This is a genomic window from Streptacidiphilus melanogenes (genome assembly GCF_000787835.1).
Classification (GTDB): domain Bacteria; phylum Actinomycetota; class Actinomycetes; order Streptomycetales; family Streptomycetaceae; genus Streptacidiphilus; species Streptacidiphilus melanogenes.
On the sequence record NZ_BBPP01000020.1, the window covers coordinates 94,156 to 114,009 of the forward strand.

Here is a 19,854-nt window from a genome sequence, read left to right on the forward strand (position 1 = left end):
CCCTCAGAACACCGACCAGCCCGAGAGTGTGGTGAGGGCGTCGAGCGCGGCGACGGCCGCGACGGAGTTGCCGGCCGGGTCGAGGGCGGGGCCCCAGGCGCAGACGGCGGCGCGGCCGGGGAGGACGGCGAGGATGCCGCCGCCCACCCCGGACTTGCCGGGGAGGCCGACGCGGTAGGCGAAGTCGCCGGCCGCGTCGTAGGTGCCGCAGGTGAGGAGGATGGCGTTGATGCGCTTGGCCTCGCTGCGGGTGAGCAGCCGGGTGCCGTCGGCGCGCAGGCCGTGGCGGGCGAGCACGAGGCCGGCCCGGGCGAGGTCCCCGCAGGAGGCGGCGATCGCGCAGTGCGCGTAGTACTCGGCGAGGACCGTGTCGACCTCGTTGACCAGGTTGCCGTGGCTGGCGATGAAGTGGGCGAGGGCGGCATTGCGGTGGCCGTGCTCGGCCTCGGAGGCGGCGACCTCCGGGTCGGTCCGCAGGGAGTCGTTGCCGGACTCCGCGCGCAGGAAGTCGACGACCGTGTCCGCCGCGTGGCCGTCGGTCAGGCTGTGCAGGCGGTCGGTGACGACGATCGCACCCGCGTTGATGAACGGGTTGCGCGGGATGCCGTGCTCGGTCTCCAGCTGGATCAGGGAGTTGAACGGGTTGCCGGAGGGCTCGCGGCCGACGCGCTGCCACAGCTCCGCCTCGCCGCCGTCCGCGAGGGTCAGTATCAGTGTGAGCAGCTTGGAGATGCTCTGGATGGAGAAGGGGCGTTCCCAGTCCCCGACGCCGAAGACCTCGCCCTCGACGGTGGCGAGGGCCATGCCGAAGGTCTCCCCGTCCTCGCGGGCGAGGGCGGGGATGTAGTCGGCGACCCGGCCCGTCCCGGCGGTCCGCAGGGCGGCCGCCATGCAGGCGTCGAGCAGTTCCCGGTAGTCCACGGCGTTGTCCACCCGCACATTCTCGCCGACGGCACGGGGACGCCGGGGCACCGGGTATGTACTATGGCGTGGAACATAGTTACTCGTCAGTAGGAGTCTGCCGATGGCGGCGTCCGCGAACCGGCCGACCGGGGCGCAGCGCACCGGGACGACGCGGGACCGCATGCTGCGCAGCGCGGTCATGTTGCTGGAGGAGCACGGGGCCAGCGCCACCAGCGTCGACCGGGTGCTCGCCCACAGCCGCGCGCCGCGCGGCTCCGTCTACCACCACTTCCCCGGCGGCCGTGCCCAGTTGATCGACGAGGCGGTGACCGCCGCGGGCGGCTTCGTCAGCGGTCTGATCCACGCCGCCGCACAGCGGGCCGAGACCCGCGAGGACGTGCTCGCGGCCGTCGACGCGTTCTTCGCGCTGTGGCGCGGACGGCTGCTGGAGCGGGGGTTCCGCGCCGGCTGCCCGGTCGTCGCCGTCGCCGTGGAGACCAACGACGACGCGCCGCAGCTGGCCCGCACCGCCGCAGCCGTCTTCGGCGACTGGCGCGAGGCGCTGGCCGCGCTGCTCACCGCGCACGGGCTCGCGCCGGAGCGGGCGCGCCGGCTTGCGGGCCTGGTCATCGCCTCGGTCGAGGGCGCGGTGGCGATGTGCAAGGCGGAGCGGAGCATCACGCCGCTCGACGACGTCGCCGCCGAGGTCCACGCGCTGCTGGCGGCCGCGCTCGGTGTCCGCGGGAACCGCTGAACGGCACACGCATACGCACCACCCCCACCAGAAGGAGTGACCGTCCATGCCCACGCTGCCCACACCGCCCGCGCTCGACCGCGACGGCGAGGTCTTCGTCCTCGACCTCGGCGACGGCGAGAACCGCTTCCATCCGGACTGGCTGGTCGCCGTCAACGCGCTGCTCGACGAGGTCGAGCGGGCGGAGGGACCGAAGGCCCTGGTCACCGCCGCCACGGGGAAGTTCTTCTCCAACGGCCTGGACCTCGACTGGCTCTTCGCCCACGCCGACCAAGCCGGCTGGTACGTGGAGACCGTACAGGCGCTCTTCGCCCGCGTGCTGACGCTCCCCTTCGTCACCGTCGCCGCGCTCCAGGGGCACACCTTCGCCGCCGGGGCGATGCTCTCGCTGACCCACGACCTGCGGATCATGCGCGCCGACCGCGGCTTCTGGTGCCTGCCCGAGGCCGAGATCAACATCCCCTTCACCCACGGCATGTCCGCCCTGATCCAGTCGCGGCTGGCCCCGCAGACCGCGCACACGGCCATGGTCACCGCCCGCCGCTACGGCGGCGTCGACGCGCTGACCGCGGGGATCGTGGACGCGACCGGCGACGAGGCGGGGCTGCGCGGCGCCGCGATCGAGCTGGCCCGGCCGCACGCGGCCAAGGCGGGCCCGACGGTCGGCACGATCAAGGAACGGATGTACGGGCCGGTGCTGGAGGCGCTGCGCGAGAAGGACGTCGCGCTGGGCTGAGCGCTCACGACGCCGACCGCGCCCCACCGGCCGGGGGAAAGACCTGTTCCAGGTGGAGTCATGCCGCCCCGGCATGACTCCACGTCGCGTTGCCGGCGGCGCGCGGCCCGCTGACCGTGGAGGGGTGACGGACCGTACGGAGACGCTGGGGAGCTGGTGGGCGGAGCTGCCGCCCGCCGCCGGGTCGGCGGTGATGGCGACCGGGATCATCTCGGTCGGGCTGCACCTGGTCGGGCAGGAGGGGCTGTCGCTCGCCCTGCTCGTGCTCGGCTGCGTGGCGTGGCTCGGGCTCGCCGCCGACTTCGGCCTGCGGCTGCTGCGGGAGCACGAGCGGTGGGAGCACGAGGCGGACACCCCGCCCGCGCTGACCGCCGTCGCGGCCACGGGTGTGCTCGGCACGCGCGTCTCGGCGCTCGGCTCCGGCTGGCAGCCGCTCGCCGTCGCCGCGCTGGTGATCGCCGTGCTCTGCTGGGCGCTGCTGCTGCCGCACGTGGTCCGCCACTGGCAGCGGCACGGCATGCCGGGCGCGGTCTTCCTCGTCTGTGTCGCGACCCAGGCCCTGGCCGTCCTGGGCGCGACGCTGGCGACCTCGCTCCCGGCCACCTGGCTGGCCTGGGCGGCGCTGGTCTGCTTCGTGCTCGGACTGGTCCTGTACGGGGTGGCGTTCACCCGTTTCGACCTGCGCCAGGTCGCGACCGGCGCGGGAGACCACTGGATCGTGGGCGGCGCCCTCGCGATCTGCGCCCTGACGGGCGCGAAGCTGCTCGCCGTCCCCTCGTGGCACCGCGGCGATCCGCACGCCGCGCTGCAGATGGTGACCGAGGTCCTGCTCGCCCTCGACATCGCCTGGTACCTGGTCCTCGCCGCCGCGGAGCTGCGCTGGCCCCGGCACCACTACGACGTGCGGCGCTGGGCGACGGTCTTCCCGATGGGCATGACGGCGGTGGCGACACTCTCGGTCGGTACCGCCGCACATGTGGGTTGGCTGCGAACGCCGGGTCAGGTCCTGCTGTGGATCGCCGTGGCCGCCTGGGTCCTCGCCCTGGTCGGGCTGCTCCGGAGCATCGCCCCGGACCGCCCGGACCGCCCGGGCAACCAGCCACCCCGGCGCACCCCCGCCGGAAGAACGCAAAGCCGGCCCCCCGGCCTGGGCGACGACCCCTTGGCCCGCAGGGACTTCGACCCGGACCGCTGATGGCCTGCCGTGCGGCACCAGCCCAACGGCGCAACCTGCGGCGCCGCCGCCCGCCTCGGCCGGAGGCACCCGAGGCAAGGACCCTCAGCGGCGCGGGTTCTCGGCCGACGCGGTGGCCGGGAGGAACGTCGGACGCGCGGCGGCAGGGGCCGGGGCGGTAGCCGGCTCGACGGACGCGGCGTCAAGGCCGGGCCGCCCGGCCCCTCGCCTCATGGACCCTCACCGGCGGCGGTTCTCGGCAGGGGCGGTGGTCGCGAGGTCCGTCGGACGCGCGGCAGCAGGCGCCGCGTCGGTAGCCGGCTCGACGGACGCGGCGTCAAGGCCGGGCCGCCCGGCCCCTCGCCTCATGGACCCTCACCGGCGCGGGTTCTCGGCCGACGCGGTGGTCGCGAGGTCCGTCGGAAGCGCGGCGGCAGGGGCGGCGGCCGGGAGGTCTGTCGGACGCGCGGCGGCGGCCAGGCGGCGGGCGCAGGCGCGGTTCTGGACGACCGCGTTCGCGGCGACCGCTCCGCCCATGACCAGCCAGCCCACCGGACCGGCCGCCATGACCGCGCCGGTCAGCAGCGGCGGCCCCGCCGACTTCTGGATCGCCTGCGACATGCCCGCGACACCGAGGTACGCGGCCCGTGAGCGCTCCGGCGCGAGCAGCACCGACAGCTCCCAGGAGCTGACCGAGCGGAGCAGCTCCGCGACCGTCACCAGGACCGCGGCGGCGAGCAGCGCGAGTGACGCGCCGAGCGCGCCACCGCCCGTCGCGGTGGCGAGGAGCACGCAGGTCAGCAGCAGGGCCGCGCCGTAGAGCAGCACCGAGCGCACCGCCCCGCGCGGGCCCTCCGCGGCCGTGGAGACCCGCAGTTGCAGCACCACCACGAGCACGGTGTTGATCGCGAGGAACGCGGGCACGAGCGCGTGCGGCGCGGTGGTGTGGGCGACCAGCCAGAGCGGCAGGCCGACGTTGAGCACGGAGTCGTCGAGGCAGAGGGGGATGTCGCGGAGCACGAAGAGGAGGTAGCCCGGGTCCCGCCAGGGGCTGCGCGGGGCGTCGGCCTCCGCAGCCGGTGCCGCGACCGCTGCCGGGACGGAGTCGGACGAAGCGACCGGAGCCGTCGTCGTCCGAGCTGGGCCGGGCTCGGCGGTGCGCCAGACCAGGGCGGCCGCCAGCAGGTAGGAGAGGCCGTTGCCGAGGGCGAGAGCCCGGTACGCGGAGTCGGTGCCGAAGGCGAGGCCGAGCGCGGCGATGCCGGCGCCGACGGCGTAGCCCGCGTTCGCGGTGGTCCGGGCCAGAGCCTGGTAGCCGGTGCGGCGCTCGCCCGCGACGCGGGTGGCGAAGAGCATCTCCAGCATCTTCGCCCCGCGCTCGCCGAGCGCGGTGACCGCCACGACGGGGAGCAGCACGGCGATCCCGTGGCCCAGGACCAGGCCGGCGACCGCCGCGAGACGCAGCAGGTGACTGGCGATCAGCAGGCCCCGGGCCGGGAAGCGTCCGGCGAGCCAGCCGGCCAGCGGGGATCCGGCGATCCCGGCGATCCCGGCGACGCCGAGGAGCAGGCCGATCTGACCGGCGTCCAGGCGGGAGACGAAGGTGAAGTAGAGCACGGCCGACGCGGCCCAGACCCCGGTGCCGGTCCGGTCCACGAACTGGGCCAGCAGCATGGTCCGCGCGTCGCGTCCGCCCGGCGGTCGGCGCAGCTGCGCCCAGATCCCGTCCTGCCTGTCCACGTCGACTCCCCCGGATCCATTTATCTTCATATCAAGAAACTTGATATCGAGATGCTAGTCGCAGCCCCGCGGGGTGGTCAACGTCACTCGAACGTCCCAGCTGACTGACTTTCAGTCGAACTGCTGTCGCCGACGCCCCAGAATGGGGACATCTGACGACATCACAGGTGCGCACCCACAAACGGCACGGAACGCACCAGGACCATCCGAACCAAAGAATCGAACGTATGGGAACCAATCAGCCTGGTTCGGCCGTCGTATGGGCCGTATCAGATCACCCTGTGATCGCTTCTTTCACTTGTGCCCTCGCTCTCTGACCGACCAGGGCCGATCCAGCCGGAGCAGTGCAATGACCCAGCCCTTCACCCCGCCGCAGGAGTCCCTCCCGGCCAGGCGGCGACGGCCGCGGCCGCGGCGGCGGCGCGCGTTGATATGGACGGCGGTCGTGGCCTGCCTGGCCGCGGTCGTGGGCCTGGCGATCCCGGTGATGAAGCACTACGAGATCCCGCCGTTCAGTCAGAAGGGCCAGCCACTGAGCTTCGACACCCCGGCCCCGCACGGCGGGAGCGGCGGTCGCGACGGCGGCGGGGACGGCAAGGTGGCCGGGGTCGACGCGCTGACCGAGCTGCCGACGGGCCCGGAGGCCCCGTGGCGGGTCGAGCACACCCTCGACGACGGCACCCACATCGGCGTGATCACCTACACCGGCCCGAAGTCCGGCTACACCGGCAAGGTCTGGGTCTGGGCCCCCAAGCAGTACAGCGACCCGAAGTACGCGCACAGCGGCTTCCCGGTGATGATCGCGCTGCCCGGCGGGCCGGGATACAACGACAACTACTGGAAGGACCCCGGCCTCAAGCTGGAGCAGAGCATCACGTCCTGGTCCCAGCAGGGCAAGAGCCTGCCGTTCCTGGTGGTCATGCCGGTGCTCAACCCGGGCCCTGACGTCCACGACCACTACTGGGACGGCAGCGACATCCCCGGCCAGCCCAAGATGGGCACCTGGCTGATGGACGACGTCCCGAACCTGATGCGGCAGAACTTCCGCACCTACAAGTCGCGCGACGGCTGGGGCTTCATGGGCTCGTCCAGTGGCGGCTTCGTCGGCCTCAAGGCCGTGCTGCAGTACCCGGACCGGTTCAAGGCCGCGCTGGTGTCCGGCCCGGACATCGTGCCGGACTCCCCGTTCTGGAAGGGCCACCCCAAGGAGCAGGCCGCGAACAACCCGGTGCTGCTCTCCAAGCAGCTGATCGCGCGCGGCGGCCCCGACGTCTACATCGCCTTCCAGTACGGCACCAAGGAGGGCTCGGGCGAGATCGGCGCGGTCACCCGCTACCTCAAGCAGTTCGGCAACAAGGGGCCGATCCACACGATCGTGAACGTGATCCAGGGCGGCCGGCACAACGCCTACACGTACGTCCCCGCCATGGGCACCGGCCCGATCACCTGGTTCAGCCAGCACCTGCTGGGCCCGAAGCCGTCCTCGTGAGGAGCGTGTGACGACGCTCACACGAGCATCCGTCACAAGCGGGCCGCCGCTCCCGTCGGGAGGGTGAACGCGCCCTGCGCGAGGCCTTCGGCCTGCCCCACGGGGAGATCGCGGAGATCCTGGAACGGACCGAGGACTCCTGCCGTCAGCTGCTGAGCCGCGCCCGCCGCCGGGTGGCCGTGGAGCGGCCCCGTCCCCCGGCGGCCGGACCGGCAGACGCCCGGCCGCTCGTCGACGCCTTCCTCGCCGCGGCCCGCGGCGGCGCCATGGGGCGGCTCCGGGCGCTGCTGCGCGAGGACGTCGTGGTCACCACGGACGGCGGCGGCCTGGCCCGCGCCGGACGTCACCCCGTCCACGGCGCGCGGAAGGCGGCCTGGCTCTTCACCAAGGTCTTCGAGCGGTTCTACGCCGACGCCGAGATCAGCCACGCCCGGTACAACCACGCGCCGGCGATCGTCCTGCGATCGCCGGCGCGGGTGGTGGTGTACGTGTTCGACCTCGACGCAGCGGGGCGGATCTCCCGGGTCTACGCCCTGGTCACCCCGGACAAGCTACGGCACCTCAGGAACGGTGCACCGTCAGCGGGATGAACGGGGTCGCCGGGTTGGCGACGCCGTCCCAGTTGAGCAGCTCCAGGCGCGAGGCGACGGTGGCGGTCTTGGCCGTGTAGTCGAGGACGCGCACGCGCAGCTCGAAGGTCGCGGTGCTTCCGGCACGCAGACCGTTCACGAGCACGCTGTGGTTGGTCGTGGTCTGCCAGTGGCCCGTGGCGGCGGAGCCGACCCAGACGTCGACCGCGAGCTTGGCGCCGGTCGGCTGCGAGACCAGGGGCAGGAACCACCAGCCCTGCTTGAGATCGGCGCCGGTCCGGTTGGTGATCTTCACGGACTCGTAGGCCGGGCGACGGGTCGACAGGCTTCCGTCACCCTGCAGGCTCTCGACCATCGGACCGCCGGTCCCCTTCGCGAGGGTGAAGTCGACCTCCTTCTTCACGGAGAGCTCGGTGCCGCGGTTGACGCCGACGTCGAAGCGGAGCACGTCGTCGTTGAGCGGCCAGGCCTTGGTCGCCACGACCGAGAGCTTCCAGGTGAAGGTGGCGTGGGCCGGCAGGGTGAAGACGCCCCACATGTCGTTCTTGAGGTAGAAGCCGCCGGTGTAGCCCGGGGTCTGCGCGTGGAAGACGGTGGTCGTCGCGGGCGTCGTGCCGAGCGCGGTGACGGTGGCGTTGACCTCGCCGGCCGCGAGGTGGACGGCGCCCTTGGCGGTCGCGGCCAGGTTCCCGCTGAACCTCTGGGCCACACCGGTGGTGTTGGTGACCGTGACGATCTCGGTCCGGGCGGCGCCGCCGGGCTTCAGGGCCGTGCCCGGCGCGGTCGGGGTGACCGACAGCTGGAGCGCCGGCTTGGCCGGAGCGGGCGTCGCGGCGTTCGCCGCGGCCGGGAAGGCCAGCGCGGCGGAGCCGAGCAGCGCGGAGGCCGCGACGGCGGCGGCGACGGGGCGGGTGAGGCGAGCGGACATCGGAGGCTCCCGGAACGGACTGCGGCGGTGTGTGACGGCGGCTCGGGGCGGTGGGTCGTTCGCTGCGCTCCCGGCGAGAAGAAAAGTAGCGACGGGACGATCTTGGAAACATGCGCGCACTGTCACAGGCGCGCAACAGGCGGCGCGTCGTGCCGCACGGATATGGGGAAGGGCCGGGGCCCGGCGGCGGATAGGCTTGGCCCATGTCTGCAGCCACCCCGGTCCGTGTCCGCTTCGCCCCGTCGCCCACCGGCATGTTCCATGTCGGCGGCGCCCGCTCCGCTCTGTACAACTGGGCCGTGGCGCGACAGTCCGGCGGCGTCTTCGTGCTGCGCGTCGAGGACACCGACGCGGCGCGCAACAAGCCGGAGTGGACCGACGGCATCATCAACGCGCTCGCGGCGATCGGCATCCACCAGGACGACCCGACCTTCGAGGGCCCGTACTTCCAGTCGCACAACGCCGAGCGTCACCGCGAGGCCGCCGCGCAGCTGAAGGCCGCCGGTCACGCGTACTACTGCGACTGCACCCGCGAGCAGCTGACCGCCCGCACCGGCTCCGAGCACCTCGGCTACGACGGCTTCTGCCGCGACCGCGGCCTCGCGTACGCCGAGGGCCGCGCGCTGCGCTTCCGCACGCCCGACGAGGGCGAGACCGTCGTCAAGGACGTGGTCCGCGGCGACACCGTCTTCCCGAACAAGGCCATCGAGGACTTCGTCATCGCCCGCGGCGACGGCTCCGCCGTCTTCCTGCTGGCCAACGTCGTCGACGACCTCGACGAGAAGATCACCGAGGTGATCCGCGGCGAGGAGCACCTGTCCAACACCCCCAAGCAGCAGCTGCTCTGGGAGGCGCTGGGCGCGACCCCGCCGGTCTGGGCGCACCTGTCGGTGATCGTCAACGAGAAGCGGCAGAAGCTTTCCAAGCGGCGCGACAAGGTCGCCCTGGAGGACTACCTGGCCGAGGGCTTCCTGCCGGAGGCCATGGTCAACTACCTGATGCTGCTGGGCTGGTCCCCGGGCGAGGACGAGGAGATCCTCCCCTTCGACGAGCTGGTCCGCCGCTTCCGGATCGGGGACGTCAACACCTCGCCGGCCTTCTTCGACATCAAGAAGCTGACGGCCTTCAACGGCGAGTACATCCGCGCGCTCTCGCCCGAGCAGTTCCTCGCGGCCTGCGCGCCGTACCTGACGGCCCCCTACGCCAACTGGGCCCCGGAGCAGTTCGACCAGGCGCTCTTCGAGACGGTCGCCCCGCTGGCGCAGACCCGCCTCGCGGTCCTGTCGGAGATCACGGCCAACGTCGACTTCCTCTTCCTCGACCAGCCGGTGGCCGACGAGGCCTCCTGGTCCAAGGCGATGAAGCCGGGCGCGGACGCGATCCTGCGCGACGCGCGCACCGCGTTCGAGAGCGTGGCATGGGCGGCGGAGCCGCTGAAGGAGACGCTGCTGGCCGTCGGCGAGCAGCACGGGCTGAAGCTGGGCAAGGCCCAGGCCCCGGTCCGGGTGGCCGTCACCGGCCGCACGGTGGGCCTGCCGCTGTTCGAGTCCCTGGAGGCGCTGGGCCGCGACCGCGTCCTGGCCCGCCTGGACGCGGCCATCGCCAAGCTGTAGTCGCAGGACAGCTGTGGTCACAGGGCAAGAGGGGCGCGGGGCTCTGCTGGTCGGCGGAGCCCCGCGCCCCTCGCTCGCCTACAGCGCCAGCGCCCTCGCGGGATTGGCGACCGTGATCGCCGTCTCGGCCTCATGGCCGAACTCCCGCGCCAGGCGCGGCCAGAGGACGCGGGGGAGGTAGGGGAGCCCCGGGCCCTCGCCCGTCGTCGCGCGGGCCGAGGCGACGACCGTGTCGCCGCCGACGAGGACCCGGTCCGCGTGCCCGGCATCGATCAACCCCGCCAGCGCGTCGAACAGCCGCCAGTCCGTGGCGTGATGGGCGCGCGAGGGCCCTTCGAAGCCCAGGAAGCAGCCCGTCGCCGCCAGTTCGCGCAGCCCGCGGTCGTCGGGGAACCGGTTCAGATGGCCGAGGATCACCGACGCCGGCGCGACGCCCAGCTCCCCGCAGAGCAGCTCCGCCACCTCGAGCCCGGAGGTGCCGTGCTCCAGGTGGACGCCGACGGTCACCCCGGTGGCCTGGTGGGCCTCCGCCGCCGCGGCCATGGTCCAGCGGGCGTGGGCGTCGAGGCCGTGGTAGCCGCCCGCCACCTTGACGAGCCCCGCGCGGACGCCGGGTGCGCCCGCGATTCCCTCCGTCAGCTCGCGGACGAACACCTCCGCGAGGCGCGGTCCCGCGACCTCCGCGAGCACGTCGCCCGCGTAGTGGCGGGCCTGGTGCAGCCCCGTCGCGGCGACCAGGTGAACGTCCGACTCCCGTGCCAGAACGGGCAGTTCCGCCGCCCGCCGACCCAGGCCGTACGGGGTCCACTGGACCACGGTCCCGCCGCCGAGGCGGGCGAACTCCACCAGCTCCGCACGCGCCGCCGCGACGTCGTCCAGCTCCTGGCCGGGCAGCTGCGGCGAGCAGAGGAACAGGTGGTCGTGCGCGTCGACCCGACCCAGCACACCGGGATCCAGATCCCCGAGCACGGTCCGGACGACAGGCGTCACGCGCTCTCCCCCTCCGCCGCCGCGAACGCGGCGCCCGCCGCGCGCAGGCCCGCCAGGGCCTTCGGGACGCCGACGTACGGCGCCAGGTGCACCATGCTCTCGACGATCTCCTCCCGGCTCATGCCGATCCGCAGGCTGCTCCGCACGTGGCCGGTCAGCTGGGGCTCCACGCCGCCCAGCGCGGTGAGGGCGGCGAGGTTGAGCAGCTGACGGTCCCGCAGCGCGAGACCGTCGCGCTGGTAGGTGCCGCCGAAGAGGGCCGTGACCACCCAGTCGGCGAAGCCCGGCGCCAGCCCCTCAAGGGCCGGCAGCGCGGACTGTTGCGTGGCGGCGTCCTGCACCTCGTCGAGCAGCGCGTATCCGGCCTCCCGGTCGAGCGTGGCGCGGGTGAATCCGTCCGGTGTCCGGCTCTGCATCTGTCCGCCTCCCCCTGGTCGGCTGTAACGGCTGAGCCGTTACCGATGGCCAGGACCCTAGCACTCGTAACGCCTCAACCGTTACGATTTCGCGCATGCCCGACGACGACCTCGCCTTCCGCCTCGACTGCGGGGCGACGTGGCTCAACCTGCTGGCGACCCAGGGACGCTTCCCCACCGCGTCACCCGTCGAGCGGATCGCGACGCCCGACCGGCTGGCCCGCTGGCTCGCACTGCACGAGCTCACGCCGGTGGAGCCGGTGACCGAGGACGACGTCCGGCTGGCCCAGGGGCTGCGCAAGCCGATCCGAGCCGTCGCGTCGGCGCAGGTCACCCACCGGTACGTGCCGGGCGCGGCGATGCGGGAGCTGGCACGGTTCCTGCGGGACCACGACGACCCGATCCGGCTGCTCCACGGGGACGACGAGGAGAGCGGCGCGGACGGCGGGCGGATGCTGCGCGCCGCGCCGCCCACCACAGCCGCCGCACTGTCGCGCGTCGCGCGGCAGGCCGTCGACCACCTGACCGGCCCCGAACGGCTGACCCTGCGGACCTGCCCGGAACAGGACTGCCTCGGCCTCTTCAGCGACCCCACCGGGCGCCGTCGCTGGTGCCCGTCCCCGGCGTGCGCGAGTCGCGGACGGGTCCGCGCGCTGCGGGCGCGCCGCGCGGCGGAACCCAAGAAGTCGGACGATATGACTACTTCCGGCCCTGGATGACCGTTTTTCCGGCGGGGTAGGCCCCACGGGTGACCTCAGCCACACCTGCCGCGTCCACCGCGACGCCCCAACAGCCCTTCCGGCTCCCCGCGTTCTACGTCGTCCACCCGGCCCGAACCAACCCGCACCTGGAACGGGCCCGCGCCCACACCAAGCACTGGGCGCACTCCATGGGCATGCTGGAGGGCTCGGGCGTCTGGGAGGAGCGCGACCTCGACGCCCACGACTACGCGCTGCTCTGCTCGTACACCCACCCCGACGCCACCGCCGAGGACCTGGACACCGTCACCGACTGGTACACGTGGGTCTTCTTCTTCGACGACCACTTCCTGGAGCTCTTCAAGCGCACCCAGGACCGCGAGGGCGCCAAGGCCTACCTCGACCGGCTGCCCGCGTTCATGCCGCCGGACCCCACCACGCCCATGCCCGACCCGACCAACCCCGTCGAGGCCGGGCTCGCGAACCTGTGGCTGCGGACCGTGCCGCACCTCTCCCCCGCCTGGCGGGCCCGCTTCGCGGAGAGCACCCGGAACCTGCTGAACGAGTCGCTGTGGGAGCTCTCCAACATCCACGCGGGACGCGTCGCCAACCCCGTCGAGTACATCGAGATGCGCCGCAAGGTCGGCGGCGCGCCCTGGTCGGCCGGGCTGATCGAGTTCGCCAACCGTGCCGAGGTCCCGGCGGACGTCGCCGCGAGCCGGCCGCTGCGGGTGCTGCGCGACACCTTCGCCGACGCGGTCCACCTGCGCAACGACCTCTTCTCCTACCAGCGCGAGGTCGAGGACGAGGGTGAACTCAGCAACGGTGTCCTGGTGCTGGAGCACTTCCTGGGCTGCTCCACCCAGGAGGCGGCCGACGCCGTGGGCGACCTGCTCACCTCCCGGATGCAGCAGTTCGAGCACACCGTCGTCACCGAACTCCCGGTCCTCTTCGCCGAGGAGGCCCTCGACCCGGCCGGCTGCGCGGCCGTCCTCGCCTACGCCAAGGGCCTCCAGGACTGGCAGTCGGGCGGCCACGAGTGGCACCTGCGGTCCTCGCGCTACATGAACGAGGGCGCTCTGGAGGGCGGCCGGAGCGGCGAATGGCGGCCCGGCCCGACCGGATTCGGCCTGTCGGCCGCGGGTGTGGCGTCGCTGACGAACCGCCTGGGACTCAAACGGCTGCGCAACTTCACCCACGTCCCGCACCAGAAGGTGGGGCCGTCGCAGGTCCCGGTGGCCGCCTCGCCGTTCCCGCCGACGCTGAACCCGCACCTGGACGCCGTCCGCAGGAGCTCGAACGCCTGGGTGGCCGCCATGGGCCTGCTCGACGACGGCCTCTGGCACGAGCAGTTGCTCACCGGCTTCGACCTCCCGCTCGCCGCGGCCGGGATCCTCCCCGAGAGCGGCGAGGAGGCCCTCGGCCTCGCCGCCGACTGGCTGGCCTGGGGCACCTACGCCGACGACTACTACCCGCTCACCTTCGGCCGGGACGCCCTCGCCGCCAGGCTTGCCAACTCCCGCCTGCACGAACTGATGCCCGTCGACCCGGGCGAGACCGCGGGCGAGCCGGTCTCGCCTCTCGAACGCGGCCTGGCCGACCTGTGGCAGCGCACCAGCGTCGCGCTGCCGCCCGAAGGGCTGCGCGCTCTGCGCGACGCGGTGGACGGCATGCTGGCGGGCTGGCTCTGGGAGCTGGACAACCACACCCTGCACCGCATCCCCGACCCCGTCGACTACGTCGAGATGCGCCGTGACACGTTCGGCTCGCAACTGACGCTCTCCCTCGGCCGCTTCGCCTGCCACGGCGAGGTCCCGGCCGCGTTCTTCGAGACGGGCGCGGCCCGTGCGATCGAGGCCGCGGCGAGCGACTACTGCTGCCTGCTGAACGACCTGTGGTCGTACCAGAAGGAGATCGAGTTCGAGGGCGAGCTGCACAACGCCGTCCTGGTGGTGCAGTCCTTCTTCGACTGCGACCGCGCGACGGCCGTCGGCATCGTCGCGGACCTGATGGAATCCCGCCTCCGCGAGTTCCACCACGTCGTGGCGGAACAGCTCCCCGTCGTCCTGGACGACCTGGCCCTGGACGCCGGGGCACGGGCGGGCGTCGCCCGCTGGCTGCGGGACCTGGAGCACTGGATCGCAGGCCTCTTCCACTGGCACGAGAAGACCGAGCGCTACCCGGAGCAGGCGCTGTTGGCACGCTACGGCGGGACGGTCGGCACGCCGTTCCCCCCGGGACCGACAGGACTGGGGACTTCAGCCCTGGCTCCGCTCAGGTAGGTGCGACCTGCCAGGGGCGCGGGGAACCGCGCCCCTGGACAGTGCTCAGCCCAGGGCGACGCGGACGATCGCCACGACGCCGACGGCGACGATCACGCCGCGCAGCACCGGTGCGGGCAGCCGCCTGCCCACCAGCGCGCCGAGCTGGCCGCCCACGACCGAGCCGGCGGCGATCAGCAGCGCCGCGCGCCAGTCGATCGGGCCGTCGACGATGAAGAAGACCGCCGCGATCCCGTTGACCGCGAGCGCCAGCACGTTCTTCACGGCGTTGATCCGCTGCAGCTCCAGCTCCAGCAGCACGCCCATCAGTCCGAGCAGCAGGACGCCCTGGGCCGCGCCGAAGTAGCCGCCGTAGATGCCGCACAGGTAGACGCCCAGCAACAGCGCCCGGCCGCCGTACTCGGGACGCGGGCGGGTCTCGGCGCGGGCCGCGAGGCGCTTGGCCAGCAGCGGCTGGACCAGGACCAGCACCAGCGCGGCGGCGATCAGAACCGGTACCGCCGCCTCGAAGGCCTTGGCCGGCAGCGCCAGCAGCAGCACCGCGCCCGTCAGCCCGCCCGCGAGCGCGGCCGCGCCGAGCCGCCGCAGCAGCGGCGCCAGACCCGTCAGCTCCCGCCGGTACCCGAGCACGCCGCTCACCGAGCCCGGCACCAGCCCCAGCGTGTTAGACACGTTCGCCGTCACCGGCGGCAGACCCGCCGCGAGCAGCACCGGGAAGGTGATCAGCGTCCCCGAGCCGACCACGGTGTTGATCATCCCGGCTCCGACGCCGGCCAGCGCGACCCCGGCCTGGGTCCAGCCGGACGCTCCGGCCAGCCCGGCGGCGGTCGTCATGACAGCTCCGCTCATTCCACACCCCATTGTTCGTCGATCCGGTCCGAACAGGTGTCGGTACCGGTCGCGGTTCGTGAACCGAGCTTCTCATCCAGCTCCCATAAAGCTCCCACGGCCGTCTCAGGCCGGCGGGGAAGTCTCGATATGCGAAACGGGAGGAAGGGGATGGCGATGGACACGGCCGTACGAAAGTTCGCCGCGCTGGCCGCCGCGGGCCTGATCGTCACCGGCACCGGCGCGGGCGTCGCCACGGCCTGGGCCTCCACCCCTCACGGCAGGAGTCGCGCCGCCGCGGGCTCCAGCGCGTCCCCGTCCGCCTCGGCGAGGACCACCGCGTCCGCCACACCGAGCAGCACCGTCACGGCCAAGGCGTCCGCGTCGACGAGCCCGAGCAGGGAGGCGACGGCCGTCGCCTCCCCGTCGCCCTCCCCGACACCCACGGCCACGTCCGGCGGGAACGTGCCGCTGACGACGAAGGGGCAGTCCCAGGTCCTGGCGGCGTCACAGCAGACCGCCAAGGTCGGCGCGATCTTCTCCTCGTCCTCGATCACCCCCGGCAACCACCACTGCACCGCGAGCGTCGTGGACAGCCCCGCAGGCGACCTCATCGTGACGGCCGCACACTGCCTCGGCGCGGGCCCGACCGGCGCGGTCTTCGTCCCCGGGTACCGCGACGGCAGCGCGCCGAACGGCGTCTGGCACATCAGTCAGGTCGTCGAGAACTCCGCCTGGACCGGCGACGGCGACCAGGACGACGACGTCGCCTTCGCCGTGGTCGCCCCGCAGGACGGCAGGAGCCTGGAGACGGCGGTCGGCGGCGGCTACGACCTCTCGACCTCCGGCACGACCTCGGCAACGGTCCAGCTGACCGGCTACCCCTCGGCCACGGACGAGCCCATCACCTGCACCGGCGACGCGGCGGCGTTCTCGCAGACGCAACTCGTCATCGACTGCACCGCCTTCACCGGCGGCACCAGCGGATCGGCGTGGATCGCGGGTTACGACGCCGACGCGGACGCGGGCAGCATCATCGGCGTCGTCGGCGGCTACCAGCAGGGCGGCGACACCGCGGACGTCTCGTACAGCATCGTCTTCGGGTCCGACACACAGGCGCTGTACGAGCAGGCGCTGTCCCAGTAGTTTCCCCCCGTGCGATTCGACGCCGTACCCAAGCCCCCGACCGTCGCCGCCAGGCCGCGGGACCCGAGGGGCTACCCCGTGCCCGCCATCACGCCGTACGAGGAGGGCGAACACCGCTTCGCGCGGACCGACTACGAGAAGAGCGCCGCGTGTGCGCGCGAGCGCCTGTGCTCGGTGTGCGGGACGCCCATGCCGGTCGACGCGCCCGTGTGGCGGGTCGTCGGGGCGGCCGAGGCGGAGGCCATCGGCGCCGCGCTCGCCGCGGCGGCGCCGTACCGGAACCTCGCGCCGACGTGGGAGGGGCCGGGGCACCGGGCCTGCATGCTCTACGCGTCGATGGTGTGCCCGTATCTCGCGCGGCCGCAGGCGCGCCGCAAGGTGCTGGACCGGGGCACCGCGCGCGGCGCCACCGGCGCCGTCGTCGGGTTCGCCGACTACGAGTACGCGGTGACGGACACCCAGGTCCTGTTCCGCTTCCTCGGCGTCGTCGAGTTCCTTCCCCACGACGACGCCGCGACGGCGCACCTGGCAGCGCTGGAGCAGGAGATCGCTCAGCGGTAGGCGGGCAGGCCCGGCACCGAGGAGATCAGCTTCGGTGCCGCGGAGCCGTCGATCGGCAGGACCGCGACGCCGTTCGGCGTGCGCACCGCGACGGTGCGGCCGTCCGGGGAGACCGCGGGCTCGGTGTAGTCGGTGGTGGCGTGCGGGGTGATGTCGACCGCGGTCGTGCCGGCGGCGGACGAGCCGGCGGGGGAAGTGCCGAAGTGCTCGACGAAGATGTGGTCGTGGCCGCCGACGGAGCGGACGAAGACCACGCCCTCGTCGACCTGGCCGGGGATCGGGGCCGGCTCGGAGCCGTTGGTCATCACGGAGCCCTGCTGGCGGATGTAGTCGTCGCGGATGTAGACGTCGCCGGTGCCGGTGTTGGCGTAGACGGTCGTGCCGTTGGTGGTGCCGCTGCCGTTGATCCAGGTGTTGCCGGTCTGCGGGAGCGGGGCGGCGGTGCTGCCGGCCTCTCCGGCGAGCGAAAGGCGAGCGGGCTTGCCGCCCGTGGTCGGCACCTCCATCAGAACGCTGCCCGCGCCGCTGCCGGCGACGAAGAAGAGGTTGTTGCGCGGCATGTTGCCGTAGCCCGGGTCGGCCTTGACGACCTGCCAGGCGGGGTGGGACCAGGTCTGTCCGCCGGGGTTGCGGGCGACGACGACGCGGCCGCTGCCGTCGGCGTTGGCGGTGTCGAGGTTGCCGTTCCCGTCGATGAAGGCGGCCCTGCGGCCGTCCGGGGACCAGGCCAGGTCGCGCACGACGACGCCGAAGTCGACGACGGCGCCGTTCATGACGACCTTGGTGGTGCCGTTGCTGATGGTCAGCATGGTCCCGCCGGTGCCGTTGACGGAGACGGGCGCGCCCGTCCTGCCGCCGGTGGAGCCGCCCGTGGACCCGCCGGAGGTCCCACCCGTACCCGAGGCGCCGCCCGTGCCGCCGGGGCCTCCGGTGCCCCCGGTCGGGGTCGACGCGCTGGCGCCGCCCGAAGCGGCCTGGGTCGGGCTCGCGGAGGCCGCGGCGCCGGTACCGGTCTTCGGGTCGCAGGCGGTGAGCAGGCCACTCGCCGTGACGGCTGAGACGAGAGCGATCGCGACGGCGATGCGGCGAGTACGCATGGTGGGTCCCCTTGGTCGGGCAGTCTCGTGGTCTCTGAGCTGACGCTCTGAGAAGAGACTGCCCGGCGCGCATCGTGGATCCGTGCGCCCCCTGTCACAGCCGCGCTACAGCGGCCGCGACACGGGCCCGGCTGGGGTTCGCCGACCGTCAGTCGACGTCGATCTGACCGCCGTTCAGCTGCTTGCGCGCGGGGCGCGGGTCCTCGTCGCCGTTGCCGGACGGCGTGCCGAGGTTGCGGCGCACCGAGTCGAGGATGGTCAGGCCCTGGCCGACCAGTCCGGCGGCGATCTCTCCGAGGCCGTCCGCGCCGTTGAGCACGTTGACGTTGGCTCCGGCCAGACCGCCGGCCGCCTCCTTGACGATCAGCGGCAGCTGGTCGATCAGCATCCGGTCCAGGGCGACGCGGTCGTGCGAGGCGGCCGCCTCCGCCTGGATCTTCATCCGCTCGGCCTCGGCCAGTGCCAGCACGCGGATGCGCTCGGCCTCGGCCTCGGCGGGCTTGACGATCTCCGCGACCAGCTGCTGCTGCCGCAGCTCGGCCGCGCGCTGGGCCAGCTCGGTCTGAGCCGCCAGCACCTCCTGCTGCGCGTGCGCCGCGGCCAGCGGACCGGCCTGGGCCGACTGCGCCTGGGCGCGGTCGACCTCCGCGCTGTACTGGGCCTTCACGACCGCCGTCTGCCGGGCGTACTCGGCCTGGTTCCGGGTGGCGGCCTGCTCCGCCTCGGCCGCGGCCTGGGTCGCCTGGGCCTGCGCGACCTGCGCGGCCCGCTGGATCGCGGCCTTGTGCGGCGCGGCCATGGCCTTGATGTAGCCGGCGTCGCCGTCGTCGATGGACTGGATCTGCAGCGAGTCGACGATCAGGCCGATCTTGGCCATCTCGGCCTTGGAGGTCTCCAGCACCTCCGTCGCCAGCTTCTGCCGCTCGGTGACGATCTCCTCGACCGTCATCGAACCGATGATCGACCGCAGGTGGCCGGCGAAGATCCGGCCGGTCAGGACCGCCATCTGGTCCTGGTCGGAGAGGAAGCGCTGACCGGCGTTGACGATGCTCTCGTGGTCGTTGCCGACCTTGAACGCGATCACGGCACGCACCGTGAGCGCGATGCCCTGGCGGGTCACGCAGGTCTCGGCGACCTCCGCCTCGCACATGGCCAGGGTCAGGAACCGGGTCTTCCGGAAGACCGGCAGCACGAACTTGCCGTGCCCGGTCACGACGCGGAACGGAGCCCCCTCCAGCCCACGCCTGCCACCGGAGATCAACATCGCCTCGTCCGGGGCGGGAACGCGGTAACCGAACATCCTTCTCGTCTCCTCGTCCAAGAAATCCTGGACCCTCGCGGTATCCCCCGTGAGGGAACATCTCGCGGGTATGTCTACACCCAGGGGGTGGACCCGGGTCTACACCCCGCCGTCGAGTGAATCCGTCCACTCGATCACATCGACCTGCCGCGCGCCGCGCGACTCGATCACCAACACCGTGGTACCGGCTGCGAGTGGCTCCTCCGACCAAGCCAGAAAGGCCTCGGAGCCGCCACGGACACGCACCAGCACCTCCCCCGGGCCCGCACTGCCGCGGGTACCGATGAGCAGGCGCCCGGTGCAGCCGATCACCGCCTCGTCCGCCGGCATGCCCCGCGCTCCTTCCGGTCGTCCCGCGGGTCGTCGTCCCGCGTTTCCCCCGCTCGTCCGGGAATCACGACCCTAGCGCGAATCCCCGCAGCCCAGCAGGTTGCGGACGGGCTGGATTGCGGACGGCGGTTGCCCTCCTATCCTGGTCTTAGCCATTTACATATTGCTTACGCGTTGCGTCGCCAGGCTCCGATTGCGGAGAGCCGTGCGCCCACCGGCGCTCAGGCCCGCCGAAATCGCCGACCTACCTTGTCGGATTGAGGTGATCCCTTTGGCAAC

19 protein-coding genes and 1 pseudogene are annotated in these 19,854 nt (G+C 72.9%); 11 read left to right on the forward strand and 9 right to left on the reverse strand.

The window, feature by feature from the left end; translation table 11 throughout:
• Nucleotides 1-3: 3 nt before the first annotated feature.
• A complete protein-coding gene (locus TR49_RS21650) occupies nucleotides 4-921 on the reverse strand; it encodes a glutaminase (protein ID WP_268874104.1) in 918 nt (305 codons plus the stop codon).
• A 103-nt stretch (nucleotides 922-1,024) separates the two neighbouring features.
• On the opposite strand from TR49_RS21650, the gene TR49_RS21655 reads away from it, so the two are divergent.
• The 3 genes from TR49_RS21655 (at nucleotide 1,025) to TR49_RS21665 (ending at nucleotide 3,588) form a co-directional block, all read left to right on the forward strand.
• Nucleotides 1,025-1,657 (forward strand): TetR/AcrR family transcriptional regulator, encoded by a 633-nt coding sequence (locus TR49_RS21655; protein WP_236653476.1) that lies wholly within the window; start codon nucleotides 1,025-1,027, stop codon nucleotides 1,655-1,657.
• 46 nt (nucleotides 1,658-1,703) lie between these two features.
• A complete protein-coding gene (locus TR49_RS21660; RefSeq protein WP_042383912.1) occupies nucleotides 1,704-2,393 on the forward strand; it encodes an enoyl-CoA hydratase-related protein in 690 nt (229 codons plus the stop codon).
• Between the two features lie 124 nt (nucleotides 2,394-2,517).
• Entirely contained in the window at nucleotides 2,518-3,588 is a 1,071-nt protein-coding gene (locus TR49_RS21665) for a tellurite resistance/C4-dicarboxylate transporter family protein (protein WP_063770146.1), read from the forward strand.
• Nucleotides 3,589-3,942: 354 nt separating this feature from the next.
• On the opposite strand, the gene TR49_RS21670 is transcribed toward TR49_RS21665, so the two are convergent.
• The gene (locus TR49_RS21670; protein WP_236653477.1) at nucleotides 3,943-5,307 is read right to left on the reverse strand and encodes an MFS transporter; all 1,365 of its coding nucleotides are present in this window, start codon (nucleotides 5,305-5,307) and stop codon (nucleotides 3,943-3,945) included.
• A gap of 349 nt (nucleotides 5,308-5,656) precedes the next feature.
• On the opposite strand from TR49_RS21670, the gene TR49_RS21675 reads away from it, so the two are divergent.
• The 3 genes and pseudogenes from TR49_RS21675 (at nucleotide 5,657) to TR49_RS21680 (ending at nucleotide 7,386) form a co-directional block, all read left to right on the forward strand.
• Entirely contained in the window at nucleotides 5,657-6,796 is a 1,140-nt protein-coding gene (locus TR49_RS21675) for an alpha/beta hydrolase (RefSeq protein WP_084725191.1), read from the forward strand.
• A gap of 74 nt (nucleotides 6,797-6,870) precedes the next feature.
• A pseudogene (locus tag TR49_RS46780) lies at nucleotides 6,871-6,957 on the forward strand (sigma factor-like helix-turn-helix DNA-binding protein); the annotation flags it as partial.
• A gap of 18 nt (nucleotides 6,958-6,975) precedes the next feature.
• On the forward strand, nucleotides 6,976-7,386 hold the full coding sequence (locus tag TR49_RS21680; protein ID WP_160311626.1) for a sigma-70 family RNA polymerase sigma factor family protein: 411 nt from the start codon (nucleotides 6,976-6,978) through the stop codon (nucleotides 7,384-7,386).
• Here TR49_RS21680 and TR49_RS21685 read toward each other — a convergent pair.
• A complete protein-coding gene (locus TR49_RS21685) occupies nucleotides 7,358-8,314 on the reverse strand; it encodes a hypothetical protein (RefSeq protein WP_042383914.1) in 957 nt (318 codons plus the stop codon). The two genes, TR49_RS21680 and TR49_RS21685, sit on opposite strands and share 29 nt — an antisense overlap.
• A 254-nt stretch (nucleotides 8,315-8,568) precedes the next feature.
• Here TR49_RS21685 and gltX point away from each other — a divergent pair, with 254 nt between their 5' ends.
• Nucleotides 8,569-9,927 (forward strand): glutamate--tRNA ligase, encoded by a 1,359-nt coding sequence (gene gltX, locus TR49_RS21690; protein WP_236653484.1) that lies wholly within the window; start codon nucleotides 8,569-8,571, stop codon nucleotides 9,925-9,927.
• Nucleotides 9,928-10,005: 78 nt separating this feature from the next.
• Here gltX and TR49_RS21695 read toward each other — a convergent pair whose 3' ends face one another.
• On the reverse strand, nucleotides 10,006-10,917 hold the full coding sequence (locus TR49_RS21695) for a phosphotriesterase family protein (protein ID WP_042383915.1): 912 nt from the start codon (nucleotides 10,915-10,917) through the stop codon (nucleotides 10,006-10,008).
• Nucleotides 10,914-11,333, reverse strand: coding sequence for a carboxymuconolactone decarboxylase family protein (locus TR49_RS21700; protein ID WP_052434512.1), 420 nt, complete (start codon nucleotides 11,331-11,333; stop codon nucleotides 10,914-10,916). Before TR49_RS21700 ends, TR49_RS21695 begins: the two co-directional genes overlap by 4 nt.
• A gap of 95 nt (nucleotides 11,334-11,428) precedes the next feature.
• Between TR49_RS21700 and TR49_RS21705 the strand changes: the two genes are divergently transcribed.
• Both TR49_RS21705 and TR49_RS21710 read left to right on the forward strand, forming a co-directional pair.
• Nucleotides 11,429-12,052 carry a CGNR zinc finger domain-containing protein gene (locus TR49_RS21705; protein WP_042383918.1) on the forward strand — a complete coding sequence of 208 codons (624 nt, stop codon included), beginning with the start codon at nucleotides 11,429-11,431 and terminating at the stop codon, nucleotides 12,050-12,052.
• A 29-nt stretch (nucleotides 12,053-12,081) separates the two neighbouring features.
• Nucleotides 12,082-14,313, forward strand: a complete 2,232-nt coding sequence (locus tag TR49_RS21710) for a terpene synthase family protein (RefSeq protein ID WP_042383920.1) — start codon at nucleotides 12,082-12,084, stop codon at nucleotides 14,311-14,313.
• A gap of 45 nt (nucleotides 14,314-14,358) precedes the next feature.
• Here TR49_RS21710 and TR49_RS21715 read toward each other — a convergent pair whose 3' ends face one another.
• Nucleotides 14,359-15,147, reverse strand: a complete 789-nt coding sequence (locus TR49_RS21715) for a sulfite exporter TauE/SafE family protein (RefSeq protein WP_042383921.1) — start codon at nucleotides 15,145-15,147, stop codon at nucleotides 14,359-14,361.
• A gap of 165 nt (nucleotides 15,148-15,312) precedes the next feature.
• Between TR49_RS21715 and TR49_RS21720 the strand changes: the two genes are divergently transcribed.
• Nucleotides 15,313-16,287 (forward strand): trypsin-like serine peptidase, encoded by a 975-nt coding sequence (locus tag TR49_RS21720; RefSeq protein WP_052434513.1) that lies wholly within the window; start codon nucleotides 15,313-15,315, stop codon nucleotides 16,285-16,287.
• 78 nt (nucleotides 16,288-16,365) lie between these two features.
• Complete coding sequence (locus TR49_RS21725) at nucleotides 16,366-16,848, forward strand: hypothetical protein (protein WP_236653478.1); 483 nt, start codon at nucleotides 16,366-16,368, stop codon at nucleotides 16,846-16,848.
• Here TR49_RS21725 and TR49_RS21730 read toward each other — a convergent pair.
• The 3 genes from TR49_RS21730 to TR49_RS21740 form a co-directional block, all read right to left on the reverse strand.
• Entirely contained in the window at nucleotides 16,839-17,945 is a 1,107-nt protein-coding gene (locus TR49_RS21730) for a TolB-like translocation protein (RefSeq protein WP_042383924.1), read from the reverse strand. The genes TR49_RS21725 and TR49_RS21730 overlap by 10 nt on opposite strands.
• A gap of 148 nt (nucleotides 17,946-18,093) precedes the next feature.
• On the reverse strand, nucleotides 18,094-19,245 hold the full coding sequence (locus TR49_RS21735) for an SPFH domain-containing protein (RefSeq protein WP_042383927.1): 1,152 nt from the start codon (nucleotides 19,243-19,245) through the stop codon (nucleotides 18,094-18,096).
• Nucleotides 19,246-19,344: 99 nt separating this feature from the next.
• The gene (locus TR49_RS21740) at nucleotides 19,345-19,575 is read right to left on the reverse strand and encodes an NfeD C-terminal domain-containing protein (protein ID WP_042383928.1); all 231 of its coding nucleotides are present in this window, start codon (nucleotides 19,573-19,575) and stop codon (nucleotides 19,345-19,347) included.
• Nucleotides 19,576-19,854: the final 279 nt, after the last annotated feature.